This is a genomic window from Candidatus Amarolinea dominans, from assembly GCA_016719785.1.
Classification (GTDB): domain Bacteria; phylum Chloroflexota; class Anaerolineae; order SSC4; family Amarolineaceae; genus Amarolinea; species Amarolinea dominans.
On record JADJYJ010000001.1, the window covers coordinates 163,535 to 178,838 of the forward strand.

General features: G+C 63.0%; 11 protein-coding genes and 1 rRNA gene. 2 read left to right on the forward strand and 10 right to left on the reverse strand.

What is annotated here, in order from left to right:
- Positions 1-38 precede the first annotated feature (38 nt).
- Both IPM84_00750 and IPM84_00755 read left to right on the forward strand, forming a co-directional pair.
- On the forward strand, positions 39-986 hold the full coding sequence (locus tag IPM84_00750; protein ID MBK9091322.1) for a ribonuclease Z: 948 nt from the start codon (positions 39-41) through the stop codon (positions 984-986).
- A 238-nt stretch (positions 987-1,224) separates the two neighbouring features.
- A complete protein-coding gene (locus IPM84_00755) occupies positions 1,225-2,208 on the forward strand; it encodes a class I mannose-6-phosphate isomerase (protein ID MBK9091323.1) in 984 nt (327 codons plus the stop codon).
- A gap of 43 nt (positions 2,209-2,251) precedes the next feature.
- Here the strand turns inward: IPM84_00755 and IPM84_00760 are convergent, their stop codons facing one another.
- The 10 genes from IPM84_00760 to rrf form a co-directional block, all read right to left on the reverse strand.
- The gene (locus IPM84_00760) at positions 2,252-3,928 is read right to left on the reverse strand and encodes a methylmalonyl-CoA mutase (protein MBK9091324.1); all 1,677 of its coding nucleotides are present in this window, start codon (positions 3,926-3,928) and stop codon (positions 2,252-2,254) included.
- A gap of 461 nt (positions 3,929-4,389) precedes the next feature.
- Complete coding sequence (locus IPM84_00765; GenBank protein ID MBK9091325.1) at positions 4,390-5,871, reverse strand: phosphoenolpyruvate kinase; 1,482 nt, start codon at positions 5,869-5,871, stop codon at positions 4,390-4,392.
- 11 nt (positions 5,872-5,882) lie between these two features.
- Positions 5,883-7,043 carry an acyl-CoA dehydrogenase family protein gene (locus tag IPM84_00770; GenBank protein ID MBK9091326.1) on the reverse strand — a complete coding sequence of 387 codons (1,161 nt, stop codon included), beginning with the start codon at positions 7,041-7,043 and terminating at the stop codon, positions 5,883-5,885.
- Between the two features lie 26 nt (positions 7,044-7,069).
- Complete coding sequence (gene ccrA, locus IPM84_00775; GenBank protein ID MBK9091327.1) at positions 7,070-8,962, reverse strand: crotonyl-CoA carboxylase/reductase; 1,893 nt, start codon at positions 8,960-8,962, stop codon at positions 7,070-7,072.
- A gap of 193 nt (positions 8,963-9,155) precedes the next feature.
- Positions 9,156-11,303: a hypothetical protein gene (locus IPM84_00780; protein ID MBK9091328.1), complete on the reverse strand. Its 2,148-nt coding sequence runs from the start codon at positions 11,301-11,303 to the stop codon at positions 9,156-9,158.
- A gap of 142 nt (positions 11,304-11,445) precedes the next feature.
- Positions 11,446-12,126 (reverse strand): hypothetical protein, encoded by a 681-nt coding sequence (locus tag IPM84_00785; protein MBK9091329.1) that lies wholly within the window; start codon positions 12,124-12,126, stop codon positions 11,446-11,448.
- 111 nt (positions 12,127-12,237) lie between these two features.
- On the reverse strand, positions 12,238-13,059 hold the full coding sequence (recO, locus tag IPM84_00790; protein MBK9091330.1) for a DNA repair protein RecO: 822 nt from the start codon (positions 13,057-13,059) through the stop codon (positions 12,238-12,240).
- A 4-nt stretch (positions 13,060-13,063) separates the two neighbouring features.
- The gene (cdd, locus tag IPM84_00795; protein ID MBK9091331.1) at positions 13,064-13,462 is read right to left on the reverse strand and encodes a cytidine deaminase; all 399 of its coding nucleotides are present in this window, start codon (positions 13,460-13,462) and stop codon (positions 13,064-13,066) included.
- 152 nt (positions 13,463-13,614) lie between these two features.
- A complete protein-coding gene (locus IPM84_00800; GenBank protein ID MBK9091332.1) occupies positions 13,615-14,991 on the reverse strand; it encodes an HlyC/CorC family transporter in 1,377 nt (458 codons plus the stop codon).
- Positions 14,992-15,099: 108 nt separating this feature from the next.
- Positions 15,100-15,216, reverse strand: a 5S ribosomal RNA gene (gene rrf / locus IPM84_00805).
- Between the last annotated feature and the right edge of the window lie 88 nt (positions 15,217-15,304).

A 15,304-nucleotide genomic window follows, 5' to 3' on the forward strand; every position in this document is an offset into this window, starting at 1 on the left:
ATAATCTGATAACGATTTGCTTGAAAGAAAGGTTGCACATGTTCGAGGTGGTGTTTTTGGGTACGTCGGCATCAGCGCCGTCGGTTCAGCGCGGCTTGTCGTCCGCGGTGGTGATGCATGGCGAATACCGGTTCATGATTGACTGTGGCGAAGGCACGCAACGCCAGCTCTTGCGCAGCCGTTTGGGCTTCAAACGACTGGATCGCATCTTGATTACGCACGGCCATCTCGATCACATCCTGGGCCTGGGCGGGCTGGCGTCCACCCTGGGGCGCTGGGAAACGCTCGACCGGCTCGACATTTTCGGAGGACGGTCGGCGTTGAAGCGCATCGAGGGCCTTTTGCGGGTAGTTTTTGGCGCGGCCAAGTTGCCAATGGCCGTTTCGCTCAATCCGTTGGAAAACGGCCCCGTGCTGGCGACACGCGATTTCGTGGTCAGCGCCTTTCCGGTCAGCCATCGCGGGCCGGACTGTTTCGGTTTCGTGTTCGAAGAGCGGGCGCGGCGTCCTTTTCTGGCTGAGCAGGCCACGGCGCTTGGGGTGCCGGCCGGCCCGGTGCGGCGTCACCTGGTGGATGGACAGAGCATCACGCTGGACGATGGCCGTGTCATTCACGCGGATGACGTGCTCGGCCCGGTGGTCAAAGGGGTCAAGCTGGTTTTCATCAACGATACCGGGGAGACCACAGGCCTGGCGGAGATTGCTGACCAGGCCGATGCCCTGGTGATCGAATCCACCTACTGCCAGGATGAGTTGGCGCTGGCGCGCGAGTTTGGTCATCTGACCGCGGCCGACGCGGCGCACCTGGCCGCGGCCGCCAACGTCAAACAACTGATCCTGACCCACCTCTCACGGCGTTACCACCCGCAGCAGATCCTCGACGAGGCACGAGCCATTTTCCCTGCCACCAGCGTGGCCAGCGATTTCGATCATTTCAGGATTGTCAAGGGCAAACCGGTCGAACTGCTGCGCGGCGAGAGTCTGTGAAAATATCCTGGCGGCAGTTCGGAGGTGGCATCATGACCACAACCTGTAGTGGCTTGGTGTTCGAAAACTACCACATGCGGTATGCCATCGCAGGGGTGTTACGCACCCCGGAGATATTTTCACAGACTCTGAGATCAACCACGAGTAGGCGCCTGTTCGGAAAATCGCCCTGACCCGCTCCTGGCGTCTGGGTCAACACACACCCGCGCCAGCACAAGCACGCAACAAGAAAACCACTATGAACCTCTACCCGCTGACATTCACCCCGGTCCTGAAGGATTATCTTTGGGGTGGACGCAACCTGGCGAAGCTGGGACGTCAACTCCCGCCGGCCGGCCCTGTGGCCGAGAGTTGGGAAATCGCCGGGCACGTGGACGGCGCCACGATCGTAGACAACGGCCCGTTGGCCGGCCAACCGCTGACCGCGGTGCAGCAGGCCCTGGGGCTGGACCTGATCGGGCGGCGCAGCGTCTGGGCGCAGGCGCGCGGCAAATTTCCGCTCCTCGTCAAACTCCTCGATGCCCAAACGCCGTTGTCGGTCCAGGTTCACCCGGATGACGCCTACGCGCTGGCCCATGAAGGCAATGAACTGGGCAAGACGGAGATGTGGGTCATCCTGCACGCCGAACCGCAGGCACGCCTGATCCTGGGCGTCAGGGCGGGCGCCAATGCCGCCAAATTCCGCCAGGCCCTGGATGAGGGCCGCTTGCAGCCGCTGCTGCACGTGCTGCCGGTCAAGACCGGGGATCATGTCTGTGTGCCGGCCGGAACGCTGCATGCGATCATGGGCGGACTGCTCATCGCCGAGATTCAGCAAAACTCCAACGCGACCTACCGGGTGTACGATTGGAATCGCGTCGGGGGGGATGGCAAGCCGCGCCCCCTGCACGTAGAGAAGGCGCTGGATGTGATTGATTTTGGGCAGGTGGAGCCGGCAGTGGGCCAACCGCAGTTGCTGGCAGATGTCAACGGCGTGCAGCGCTGGGAATTGTGTCGTAATCGCTATTTCGTTACCGAGCGCGTCATCATGGCGCCGGGGGCCAGCTTCGACGGCGTCTGCGATGGGGAAAGCCTGGAAATCTGGGGTGTACTGGCGGGTCAGGCGATCATCGCCGGCCTGCCGCTGGCCGCGGTGCGCTTCACCCTGCTGCCCGCGGCGCTCGGCGCATTCACGGTGCGTGCCAGCACGCCGGCCACCCTGCTGCGCACCTACGTGGCGTGAGGCGAAACAGAAGCCGGGTTTCTGCGAGAAACCCGGCCTCTTCTTAGATGACGGTCGGCGGGGTGTATTCGCCCCATTCCTGGCGCAGCACACCGCAGATTTCGCCCAGCGTGGCGTAGGCGCGCACGGCATCCAGGATAGGCGGCAGCAGATTGCTCTCCGCGCCGCCGGGCGCCTGGGCCACGCTGCGCAGCCGGGCCAGGGCGGCGGTCACCGCGGCGTTGTCCCGTTGCAATCGCAACTGTTCGAGGCGCGTGTGCTGCACGCGGTAGGTCTCTGGGTCGGGCCGGAAGATGCCGACGGGGCGCTCCTCGCCCGGCGCCTGGAAGGCATTGACGCCCACGATGACCTGGCGGCCGCTCTCCACGGCCTGCTGGTATTTCCAGGCGCTATCGGCGATCTCCTGCTGCATCCAGCCGCTTTCGATGGCCTGGATCGAGCCGCCCATCTCCTTGATTTTCTCGATCAGCGCCCGCGCCTCGGCCTCCAGCCGGTCGGTCAACGCTTCCACGTAGTATGAACCAGCCAGGGGATCAACCACCTCCGTGACGCCGATTTCATGCGCGATGATCTGCTGAGTGCGCAGGGCGGTTGCTTGCGCCTCCTCGGTGGGCAGCGCCAGCGCCTCGTCGTAGCAGCTCAGCGCCAGGCTCTGCATGCCGCCCAGGACGCTGGCCAGGGCCTGGAAGCCGGCGCGGGCGATGTTGTTGAGCGGCTGCTGCGCGGTCAACGTGGCGCCGCCGGTTTGCACATGGGTGCGCAACGTCATGCTGGCCGGTTTCTGTGCGCCGTACTGATCGCGTAGAATGGTGGCCCACAAACGGCGCAAGGCGCGGTATTTGGCCGCTTCCTCGAAGAAGTTGTTCTGGGTGTTGAAGATCCAGGAGATGCGCGCGGCAAAGTCGTCAATGTTGACGCCGCGTGCCAGCACCGCGTCGGCATACGACATGGCGTTGGCGATGGCAAACGCCATTTCCTGGCTGGCTGTGCTGCCGGCGTCGCGAATGTGATAACCGCTGACGCTGATCGCGTTCCAGCGCGGCACGTGACGGGCGCAGTAGGCGATGGTGTCCGCGGCCAGGCGCACGCTGGGGCCAGGCGGGAAGATGTAGGTGCCGCGCGCGACATATTCCTTGAGAATGTCGTTCTGGATCGTGCCGGTGAGCCTGTTGGCCGGCACGCCGCGCTTCTCACCCGCAGCAATCACCATCGCCAGCAGAATGCTCGCCGGCGCGTTGATGGTCATGCTGATGCTGACCTTGTCCAGCGGGATGCCATCCAGCATGGCTTCCATGTCGGCCAACGAATCAATGGCAACGCCGGCCTGGCCCACCTCGCCTGCGGCAAGCGGGTCATCGCTGTCATAACCGATCTGCGTCGCCAGATCGAACGCGACACTGAGACCGGTCTGTCCCTGGCTCAGCAGGTATTGGAAGCGCGCGTTGGCTTCGGCGGCCGTGCCATAGCCGGCGTACTGGCGCATAGTCCAGAAGCGGCTGCGGTACATGGTGGGCTGCACCCCGCGCGTAAAGGGGAACTGACCCGGAAAGCCGAGGCGCTCCAGGTACCATTCCTGGTCAGCCTGCGGCGGCGGCTGCGGGCCGGCATCCAGCGGCGTGAAGAGCCGCTGGACGGTCTGAGTTTCCGGCCGCTCCGGCGCCCGCCGGATGGATTCAGCCAGATCACCGGCTTCCCAACGCTGCAAACCTTCAGCGAGCATATGCTGAGTTTCTTCCTGCATAAGACACTCCACCGTTCTGCGGAACAGATCATGGGGCAACATTCATCCTGGAGTTCAGATCAGGTATCCCCATACCACCCATGTCGGAGTGCACCAGCGGTTGCAATCCACAAGGTGACGGGCCTTCGCACCGGGAGACGCCTGAGTGAGAGCTCAGGCCTCTCCCTTGGGAATCTGATCCAGCTTGTCCACGGGCTGCGCCCGAACTCAGTGTTCTGTAAGAATCGAAAATGGACGCAAGCACCGCGTCTCTGCCTGAAACGCAGAATGATGTGATCGGTCAATTCGATACCGGTGGCAGGTTCGTTTTCGGCAAAGAAGATCTCCAGCATATCGGCTTCTTGATCGTAGATCAAACGAACCGGTGTGCCATCGCCGTTTGTGGCTGGTAAAGGCTGATTCAGCTTTTACCTCTTGGAGTGGATAAGTGCGCCACCCTGTCACCACGGGGGAGGGGGGGGGGGGTGCCGGGGGCCCCGGCCGGGGGCCGGGGGGCGGCGCGGGCGGCGGGGGGGGCGGGGGGGGCGGGGCCCCGCGGGGGGGGGGGGCGCCCCCCGCGGGGGGGGGCCCGGGGGGGCAGGCAATGCCCGCAGGCAGAAGAAGTTGAGCAGACCCTGACCTGTGGCGGCATCGTCGAACATGTTGCCGCTAAGGGTGGCCTGCGCGGCCGCGTCCACGAAGCGATTCAGGCGCCGGCTGGCATCTTCCAGGCTCTCCAGGAAGAAGGTGTAGACGGCCGCGTAGCGCACGGGCAACTGCGCTGGGTTGAGGTCCCAGCCCTGGTAATAGGCGTGGCGCAAGGAATGCCCGATGTTGTCATAGTGCAGCTTCCACGCGGCATGAACAACGGCCAGGTTCTCGGCCTCCTGCTGCGGGGTCAGCGGCTTGTCTTTCGTGGCGCGGTGCGGGCCGATCGGCATGACCGTGGTGGCGCCGTCGCTGATGCTGACCCCGGTGCCGGCCAGGCTGACCTGCAGCACGTGACGGGCGAAATCGGACGCGGGGTGCGTGTGGGTCTGGTAGTGTGCGGTGATGTTGCACAGCGCGGTGTAGTCATAGGTGCCATACGCGCAGTAGCGCACGCGTCCCCGGCCGGCGCGCACCAGGTGATTGACTGTGTTTTCACCCAGGTGGTTGATGATGGCCTGCGGCGTTTCGATCATCAAGTCCATGCCGATGGCGCCGGGCGCGATACCGTTCCTGGCCTCCAGCATGTCCAGCAAGTCAGCCAGTGCAGAGACCTGCTCTGGAATGGTCACTTTGGGCAGGGTCACGACGAAGTTGGCCGGCGCCTCACCGCCGCTGGCCGCGGCCAGGGCCGTGATGGCGAGATCGAGCGTGCGCACGCCGCGCTTGTAGCTTTCCTGCGTGAACGGCTTGACACGAATGCCGATGAACGGCGGCAGGGTTCCGACCGCCATGCCCGCGGCCAGTTCCTTGCCCACGCTCATGGCATGGATGTCTTCCTCCTCGTCCGGCCGGTTGCCATAGCCATCCTCGAAGTCCACGCGGTAATCTTCCACCGGCTCGGTTTGCAGCTTCGCGCGCACGCGCTTGTGGACCGTATGCGCCATCCAGGCCGGCTCGTGCGTGAAGCTGGCGGCCTGCGGGTCCTTTTCGATGATGGCGGCCAGGTGTTCAATGTCGGCGCTGCTCTCTGGCAGCGTGGCGGCGCCCGGCAGCCCCAACGCCCTGGCAAAGATCACGAAATTCGGCGCGTAGGCATCCAGGTTACGCAGGCCGATACCGCCCAGTTTGAGCGCGGTGTCGCCCTTGAAGAGATGTGCGCCGCCATACACGGTATGCACCGGCTGGCGGGTCGTGACGTCGCCGGGGTAGTGATAGGCAAACTGCTGATTGGCGGTCGCCAGGCGCTCGATCACCGGCGCCAGGTCTGAGGTTGAAAGAGAAGTTGTGCTCATATAAAAGCCTTTCAGGACAACAGGCGCTTGGCGATGACTTCGGCCTGGATTTCGCTGGTGCCCTCGAAGATCTTGAACACGCGGCCATCACGCCAGAAGCGATGGGCCGGATATTCGAGCGAATAGCCGTAGCCGCCAAAGATCTGCATCGCGTCGGAGGTCACATGCTCCACCATCTCCGCGCAGAAGAGCTTGGCCATGCCGGCTTCCAGGTCACAGCGTTGACCCATGTCCTTCATGCGCGCGGCGTAGTAGGTGAGCTGGCGTCCGGCTTCGATCTGGGTACGCATGTGGGCCAGCTTGTGGCGGATGATCTGGAATTCACTGATGGCCTGGCCGAACTGCTGACGCTCCTGCGCATATTTCAGCGCGGCGTCGAACGCAGCCTGGGCCACGCCCACGGCGCGGGCGGCCGTCTGGATGCGCGCCCACTCATAGGTTGCCATCAACTGATAGAAGCCCTTGTTTTCGACCCCGCCGATCAGGTTGGCAACCGGAACCCGGAAATCTTCGAAGCCGAGGCTGTAGGAGCGCATGCCGTAATAGCCCACGGTTGGGATGTGCTCGCCAGACAACTGCGGCGGCTGAAAATGATCGCCCGGGTCTTTTTCCACCAGGATGATGCTCAGGCCCTTGTGGCGCAGCGAGGCATCCGGGTGCGTCCGCGCGAGCACGGTGAGGATGTGCGCGCGGTTGGCAAACGTACACCAGGTCTTGGCGCCGTTGAACACATACTCGTCGCCGTCACGCACGGCGCGCAACTGCATACCAGCCGTGTCCGAACCAGCATTTGGCTCGGTAAAGGCGGCCGCGGTCAAGATCTCGCCGGAGACGATGCCGGGCAGGAATTTTTCTTTCTGCTCCTGCGTGCCGTGCGCCAGGATCAGCGTGCCGGTGATCAGGTTGCGCGTGAGCACGCTGCCCACGCTCAGCCAACCACGGCTCAACTCCTCGGTGACCAGCGTCATACTCACGGCATCCATGCCGGCGCCGCCCCATTCCTCCGGGAAAGACATGCCGAAGAAGCCCAGGTTTGCCATCTGCTTGATGAGACCCATCGGAATCTCCAGGGCGCCCCGGTAGTATTCGTCGGCAATCGGTATCACCTTCTCCTCGGTGAACTTGCGGACGGTCTGACGCACCGCTTCGTGCTCTTCAGTTAGAAAGGACATAGAAAACCTCCCTGTTATGTGACTGGCTAGGCTGGATCACGAGGCGCCGCGGGATTGGCGTAGCCCATCATTTGGCGGATGATGTCGGTCATCGAGATGACGCCGACCGGGCGCAGGTGTTCGCCCTCCTCTTGCACCACCACCAGGCGGTGAATGCGATGGCGGGTCATGGTGGTGATCACGTCCGAAACCGACGCCGCCAGCGTGCAGGTGATGAGGTCAGGCGTCATGATGTCAACGGCCGTCAGGTGTGCTACATCGGCCGGCGCCCGTCCCTGACGCGCCATCACCATGTCGGTCTGCGAGACGACGCCGACGGCGTAGCCCTGCGCGTCCACCACGACCACGGCGTGGATGTGATTTTCGACCATGCTGCGGGCCACTTCATCCACGGTTGTGCGCTCCAGGCAGGTGATGACGCCCTGATGCATGACCTCGCCCGCGGGGCGCTGATCCACAAACTCGCCGCCGGCCGGAATGCCGTGGCGCGGGCGAGCATAGATATCTTCTGGTTCCATCTCAGCCTTCTCAGCCTTCTCAGCCTCCGCGGCCACTTCAGGCGTAATTTCATACAGGCCGCGCATGGCGGCGCGCTGGTCAGCCGTGTTGAGCAGCCCGGCGCTCACAGCGCCCACCAGGATAGACATGTTGCCGTGAGGGTGACGATTTTCGTACATCAACTGATGAGCTTGCGGCAGTTCGCCCCAGCTAAAGGTCTGTGACAGGCAGGGGTCCACCTTGCCCGCAATCACCAGATCGTTGATCCCCGTGGCCTGTTCGTCGTTGGCAAAGTGCGAGCCTTGCATGCGCTTCTGGCGCATCCAGAGATAGCGCAGATCAACCGTCGCGTTGTAGCCGGTGGTGCCGGCGCAAATGACCACCATGCCGCCGGTGTCGCACACGAACATCGAGGTTGGGACGGTGGTCTCCCCCGGATGCTCGAAGACGATGCGCGGGCTACGCCGCTCACCGAGCACGTCCCAGATGGCCTTGCCAAAAGTGCGCACCCCCTTCAGCCAGGTGTTGTAGCCGACGGTGTCTTTCCAGTGCGGCAGCATGCCCCAATGATTGAAGTTCTTGCGGTTGATGCAGCCTTTGGCACCCAGGCTCAAGCAGAAGTCCACCTTGCTCTCGTCAGAAATGACGGCGATCGGAATGCCACCCGCGGCTTTGACGATCTGAATGGCCTGCGAGCCGAGGCCGCCGGCGCCGCCCCAGATCAGGACGACATCGTCCATCTGCACATTGTGCGGCGGCCAGGCGTGTAACATGCGATAGGCGGTCGCGCCCACCAACATGTAGGCGGCCGCAGCCTCCCAGGTCAGATGCTTGGGTTTGGGCAAGCACTGATGCGCCTGCACCTTGGTGAACTGGGCAAAGCTACCCCAGTTGGTCTCGTAGCCCCAAATGCGAAAACTGGCGCCAAACATCGGGTCGCCGCCAGCCGTGACCACCGGGTCGTTGCGATCCCAGGATCCGCAATGGATGACCACTTCATCGCCCACCTTGACGTTGGTGACATCTTTGCCCACCTTGTAGACGATGCCGCTGCCATCGCTGCCGCCGATGTGGAAAGGCTCCTTTTCGCCGGCCTTCAGGCGCGCGCCGATGACATCCACCGGAACGCCCAGGGCCGCCCAGACATTGTTGTAATTGACGCCGGCCGCCATGACGTAGACCAACACTTCGTCGTCGGCCGGCTCCGGCACGTCAAGCACTTCCACCTGGAAGGCTTTGGTTGGCTCGCCGAAGCGCTCTTGCCGAATCAACCAGGCGACCATCTGCTTCGGGACATGCCCGATGGGCGGCATCTCACCGACATGGTACAGATCTTTCAGCGGTTCCGAACGATGACCGGCACTTGATGGCTTGATCGCGACACTCGATTTTATAGCTACTCCTGCAGGCAACACATCCATCTTTCACCTCCCGGCTGCTGGCGTTGTAGAGGGGCACAAAAGCAACATCTTTCATAAAATAGTGTAGGTCATCATGCCCACAATTGTCAAATCTCACAACGCAGTGCGTCATATCCTGCAAGCGGGCACGAATTGCGCCTGACCCCTTAGGCGGAAAAGTGAAGTTTATTCCCGCTTGCCGTATAGCAGAGAATCAGCGCGTCTGCACGATCCAGGGAAAATAGAAGGTGACTGGCGTTGGTGATGGGGTCAGGGTTGGGCTTGGCGTCGGGGTACACGTCGCTGTGGCGCTGGGAGTGAGGGTCGGGGTGGGCGTGAGCGTCGTAGTTGGCGTGGCCGTGCGTGTGGGAGTCGGCGTCGAAGTGGCTGTCGGGGTGGCGGTGTGGGTTGGCGTCCGCGTGGGCGTTGCGGAATACGTGGGGGTTGGCGTGGGCGTCACGGTTGGAGTGGGGGTGCGGGTCGGCGTAGGGGTATCGGTGGGCAGCGGGCCATCGCGTAAGCGCAGCGTGACCAGCCCGCCCAAGTCATCGGCTACAAATAGAAGGTCGCCCGCCAGACGCACGCGCCGGGCCAGGCCGGCCGTCTCCGCCGCAGCCACCCACTGCGGCGCGGCCGGATCGCTGACATCGAGGACGGTCAGCCCCCGCGCGTGGTTGCTGATGACGGCCAGTTGATCCAGCACGCTGATGCCGGTAGCGCCGGGGGTGTAGAAGGCGCTGCGCAAAATCGGCGCGGCCGGATGACTGCTGTCGTAGATCAGCAGGCCATCCTCCACATCGGCCACGTAGACCAGGCTGCCTACCACGGCCACCGCGGCGGCCCAGCCAGAAACGGTGGTGGTGCTGCGCACCAGGGGCGCAGCCGGGTTGGTCAGGTCCACCAGCAAGAGGCGTTTGCCGGCCGCCACCGCGGCCAGGTTGCCCATCAGCGCGACGTCATTGGCTGGAAACTCGGTCGCCAGGGTGCTGCGTACGATCGGCGCCGCGGGGTTGCTCACATCCACGATCACCAGGCCGCCCCAGGCATCGGCCACGGCCGCCAGCGAACCGCTGACCGCGACGCGGCGCGCCTGACCGGGCGTGTCGAGCAGGCCGCGGACGAAGGGCGCAAGGGGGTTGGTGACATCCACCAGGCGCAGGCCGCGCTCGCCCAGGGCGACAAAGGCCAGATTGCCCACCACATCCACCCCAAACGCCGCGCCGATCACATCGAGGGATGCCAGGTGCTGCGGCTGGCCGGGGTCGCTCACATCAAGCACCTGCAAGCCGTCATTGGCTGCGGCGATGAAGGCCAGGTTGCCAGCCAGCGCCACATCGAGCGCCGCGCCGGGCGGATCGTAAAACCCCACCAGGGTCGGCGCGGCCGGCTGGCTGACATTGACCAGCAGCAGGCTTTCACGGTCCGCAATGAAGGCCAGGCCGTTGAGCGCCTGCACATTGACGGCCAGTTCCCGGAACGTGGCGAAGAGCGTCGGCGCAGCCGGGTTGCCCACATCCACGATCTGCAGCGCGTCGCCGTCGGCCACGAAGGCCAAATTGCCCACCACGCTGACCGCCGAGGTCAGACCTGGCGTGTCGAACTGCCCCAGGCGGCGCGGCGCGGCGGGGTTGCTCACATCCACGATGCGCAGGCCCTCGCCCTGGTAGGCGAGGTAGGCCAGGCCGCCCACCACTGTCACGCCAACGGCCACACCGGCCGAACGCAAGGTGCTGCGCACGGTGGGCAGCGCGGGGTTGCTGATGTCCACGATGACCAAGCCATTGAAATCATCGGCCAGGTAGGCCAGGCTGCCGACAATCTGCACGGCGTGCGGGGTGCCGGGGGTGCGCAACTGCGCCAGCAAGGTGGGCGCAGCGGGATTGCTGGCATCAATGAGCGTCAGACCGCGGCCGTAGTCGGCCACAGCCACCAGGCCATTGGCCGCGCTGACTCCTTTGGCAAAGCCGGCCGTCGCCAGGTGACCACGCACGCTGGGCGCGGCCGGGTTGCCCACATCCAGCACGGTCAAACCGCCGGCGCCGCTGACCACGTAGGCCAGGCTGCCGGCCACACTGACCCCTTGCACGATGTCGCTCAGCAGCGGGCTGCGTCCCAGGACAACCGGCGCCGCAGGTTGGCTCACGTCCAGGATCAGCAGGCGCGGGCCGCTGCCGAGGTAGGCGCGTGAGCCGATCACCGCCAGCGCCGCGCTGCTGCTGCCGCCAAGTTGGCCCAGGGGATCAAGCACGATGGGCGGCTGAGCGGACTCCGCGCTGGCCGCGCCAAAGTGTGCGATCGGCAAAAGCAGCAGTACGATCAGCGGCAGGGAGGCGAGCAGTCTGAGCTTCAGACGGTGATGCATGATTGAGCCTCCGTTGTGGGTAGCGTACCCTTGCGGTCGCCCCGCGTCGTGGGTAGGGGCGTACCCTTGCGGTCGCCCCCGTCGCGGTCGCGGTCTCCCCGGTCGCGGGTGGCGACATCGAGGGCAGGTGCAAGACCTGTCTCTACCGATATTTCTCGTACCGTTCCACATCTTCCAGGTATGCCTCTACATTGGCCGGAAACGGACGTTTAGGCAGATTCTGCGAGTTATCTGGGTCCAACGCCCACTTCAATGGGTTCTCTCGGATGTAACGCCGGATCGCGTGCAATTGGGCCTCGCTGCGAATGATGTGTTCGTAATAACTGCGCTGCCAGAATTTGGCCCGACGGGTCGGGTCGTTGGCCCCGATCCCATCCAGGTATACCTTGAACACCAGCGATTTGAACGATCCAACCACGTCGCCCAACGTCGGCGTCAGGTTCACCGCGGTGGGTTCGGGAATGATCCAGGTCCGTTTGTTGGCTTTTGGGGCCACCGCGAGGGTTGCCCCTACGTCTGGCAGGGTTGCGGGGATTGCCTCTGTCCGTTCCGTCCCTACGCCAGCATTTGTACCGACAGGCAGAATCCATACGATGAAATGGGTGTGGTTTGGCATGATGACGAATTCATCCAAATCAATGCTCGGAAACCATCTCGGCAGCGCATACCAAACGTCAATGATGATCGCTGACACGATCGGATCCTCCAGGACACATTCGCGCCCCTGCGTGCAGATGGTGACGAAATATGCACCGGATTGGCTGTAATCGTAACCTGGCAACCGGATGGACTGGCGATGGTGTTTTTCGGGATTGTATGACATGTTTCTTTTCAACTAACAGGGCGGGCGCAAGGCCACGCCCCTACCGATGACCGATGTTTGTAGGGGCGCACCCTTGCAGTCGCCCCCCGTGTGCTTCAACAAAGAAAACGTCTACAAAGGCTGTGTCGCTTGATAGCGCATGCGGCGCAGGAAATCTACGGATTTGAGGTTGCGCTCCAGCAGGGCCATGAGGTAACGTTGCAGCAGCAGTTCGGTCTGGATCATGAGCGCTTCGCTGGGCGCCAGGGCCAGCACGGTGTCGAAATCGGAGCGCTGCACGAAGCGCAGGAGCTTGAAGACGGCCAGAGGTAATTCCTCGCTGCCGGCCAGGGCCTCGCCGCAGCGTGGGCACAAAACCCCGCCCCCAACATGGTTCCAGAAGTTTGTTACCGGCTGCAATTCGTCGCTGCAGTTGACGCAATGATAGAGCTGGGGCTGGTAGCCGACCAGGTTGAGCAGGCGCAGCTCGAAGAAACGCAGCGTGACGTCGAGTTTGGGCATGGAATCGAGACGCTGGAGGGTCGCGACGAGCAGGTCGAAGAGTAGCCGGTTCTCATCATGCTCGGTGGTGAAGCGATCCACCAGTTCGGCCACGTAGTAGGCGTAGTTGGCGCGCAGCATGTCCTCATGGATTTGCGGGAAGGGGTGGATCAGCTCGGCTTGGGTGATGAGGTCCCAGGTGTGACCTTTGGCGACCAGGAGCAGGCTGTGTGCAAACAGTTCGAGGTGACCAGTCTTGCGGCTGGTGGGCTTGCGCACACCTTTGGCCCGCAGCACCCGTTTGCCGTGCATGGGCGTGAAGACCGTCAAGAGACGATCGGTCTCACCGTGATCCTGGCGACGCAGCACCACCGCCTCCGTGCGGTAGACGCGGGCGCGGCGGCTGGTGGTGGCGTCGGTAGTGATTGCTGGCGTGTGCGTCGAAGCGTTCATAGCGTCACGGAGTCAGGTGTTCCGGGCCAAAAAAGCCGGGGATCAAGGCGTGCGCGGGCAGAGTCTGGCGAATCCCCTGCTCATCAGCAATGATGACCGGCATGTCAGGGGCAAATTCGACCATCACCTGCCGGCAGGCGCCGCAGGGAGAGCCACCGTTGGCGGTGACAAGGGCCAACATGACAAAATCGCGCTGCCCCGCGGCAATGGCGCTCGCGATGGCCACGCGTTCGGCGCAGATAGTCAGGCCATAGGAGGCATTTTCGATATTGCAGCCGGTGAACACATCTCCCGCGGCGGTCAGCACGGCCGCGCCCACGAGATAGCGCGAATAGGGCGCGTAGGCGCGCAGACGCGCCGCGCGCGCCTGTTCCACGAGTTTCTCCGGTTGCTCCAGTATCATCGCGTGCTCGGCCATGGCTTTCCCCCAGGTTTTGATCTTGTGCTGGCAGACGCTGTGCCGGCTATTGTATACTGCAAGCAGGCACGAATTGCGCCTGACCCCTTAGGCGGAAAAGTGAAGTCTATTGCCGCTTGCAGTATAGCACAGTGGCGCTAGAAGAAGAAGAGGGAGGAGAGGATGGCGCCTTTGACGGTCGGCATACTTCCCTCGGGGGTTGCTTCAGCCTCTGGGGTGGCGGCAGGCGGTGGGGTAATCAACGCCTGCACGCGATCAATGCTGTTGCCGTCCACCGACAGCACCTTGAGGATGCCCCCGTCGAAGGGTACCTCTTCGCCCTGCATGGGGACGCGGCCCAACCGGCTATAGATGTAGCCGCCGAGCGTGTCGCCGCCCTCGCTCGGTAGCTCGATGCCGAGCGCGTCATTGACCTCGTCCAGGCTGGCGCGTGCGCTCAACAGGTACTCGCGCTCGCTGACCCGGATGATTTCTGGCTCTTCCTCATCGTACTCATCCTGAATGTCACCCACGATTTCTTCCAGCAGGTCCTCGATGGTGACAACGCCGGCCGTACCGCCGTACTCATCCACCACGACCACGATATGCACTTTGCGCTTTTGTAGCTCGCGCAGCAGTTCACTCACTGGCTTAGAGTCGGGCACAAAATAGGGTTGACGCATGAGGATGCGCAGGTCAATGTTGGTTTGCGCCGCCGCGCCTGCATCCACCGTGCGCTGCTGTTCGCGAAAGACGCGCAACAGGTCCTTGGCATACAAGATGCCCACGATATTGTCCACAGTCTCATGGTAGACGGGAATGCGTGAATGACCGGCTTCGAGCACCACGTCGAGCACTTGTGACAGTGGGGTCTGATCGTCCAGCGTCACCAAATCAATGCGCGGCACCATCACCTCGCGCACCAGGGTCTTGTCAAGCTCCAGGATGGAGCCGATCATTTCTTTTTCGCTTTCTTCGATCTGGCTTTCTTCCTCGCTGACGTTGAGCAGGAAACGCAAACCGTCTTCGCTCAGGAAGATGCTCTCTTCGGTGGCTCTGTCATTCTCATCGTGCGTGCGCAGACGTCCGGCTACACGCAGGTACAGCCAGGTCAAGGGTGCCAGGAGGGCGGTGAAGAAGCTCACAAGGGGCGCCAGGAAGAGAGCTACCGGTTCCGGGCTGCGCACAACCAGGGCGCGTGCGACCGTTTGGATCAACACCATGGCAATCAGCAGCAGCGTCTGCAGTAGCAGCAGGGCGCCGAGGCCGAGCTGATAGGTCAAAACCCCGTAGGTTACCGCGGTAGCTGCAGCAATGAGGGCAAGCACTTTGAGTTGCAGGAGGGTCGTCAAGAAACGGCCGGGGGCCTCGAGCAATTCCATCACGCGGCGGGCAGGGGAGAGGCCCTGCTCGCTCATGAGTCGTAAACGGCCGCGGCTGAGGGAGGCGAGTGCCATCTCGGCCGCGGCGGCAAAAACGGTCACCACAATGGCCAGGGCTAAGACGCCCCAAGCTATCGCAGCTTCAAGGTCCAAGATAGAGAAACTCCTTCTGCAAATTCACACGCAAGCAAAATGCGGGCAAAAATGCAGGTAAATAAGAAAAGAGCCGATGATGGCTCTTTTTGAGATGAAATCAGGTTTTGTTGGCAGCGGCCTACTCTTGCACTCAGTCACCCGAGGACTACCATCGGCGCTGAAGGGCTTAACTGCCAGGTTCGAGATGGGACTGGGTGTACCCCCTCCGCTCTAGCCACCAACAAAACCTGTATTCAACTATCAATTTGCGACTTCTGCTGTTCGCACAGCAGCCGTCATCTCAACTCAATTGTGTGTGTGTAGCTTGCAC

Coding starts and splice junctions, on each gene's coding strand:
- IPM84_00755 (MBK9091323.1), top strand. CDS start 1,225: ATGAACCTCTACCCGCTGACATTCACCCCGGTCCTGAAGGATTATCTT.
- IPM84_00760 (MBK9091324.1), bottom strand. CDS start 3,928: ATGCTCGCTGAAGGTTTGCAGCGTTGGGAAGCCGGTGATCTGGCTGAA.
- IPM84_00750 (MBK9091322.1), top strand. CDS start 39: ATGTTCGAGGTGGTGTTTTTGGGTACGTCGGCATCAGCGCCGTCGGTT.
- IPM84_00770 (MBK9091326.1), bottom strand. CDS start 7,043: ATGTCCTTTCTAACTGAAGAGCACGAAGCGGTGCGTCAGACCGTCCGC.
- cdd (MBK9091331.1), bottom strand. CDS start 13,462: ATGATACTGGAGCAACCGGAGAAACTCGTGGAACAGGCGCGCGCGGCG.
- recO (MBK9091330.1), bottom strand. CDS start 13,059: ATGAACGCTTCGACGCACACGCCAGCAATCACTACCGACGCCACCACC.
- IPM84_00780 (MBK9091328.1), bottom strand. CDS start 11,303: ATGCATCACCGTCTGAAGCTCAGACTGCTCGCCTCCCTGCCGCTGATC.
- ccrA (MBK9091327.1), bottom strand. CDS start 8,962: ATGGATGTGTTGCCTGCAGGAGTAGCTATAAAATCGAGTGTCGCGATC.
- IPM84_00765 (MBK9091325.1), bottom strand. CDS start 5,871: ATGAGCACAACTTCTCTTTCAACCTCAGACCTGGCGCCGGTGATCGAG.
- IPM84_00785 (MBK9091329.1), bottom strand. CDS start 12,126: ATGTCATACAATCCCGAAAAACACCATCGCCAGTCCATCCGGTTGCCA.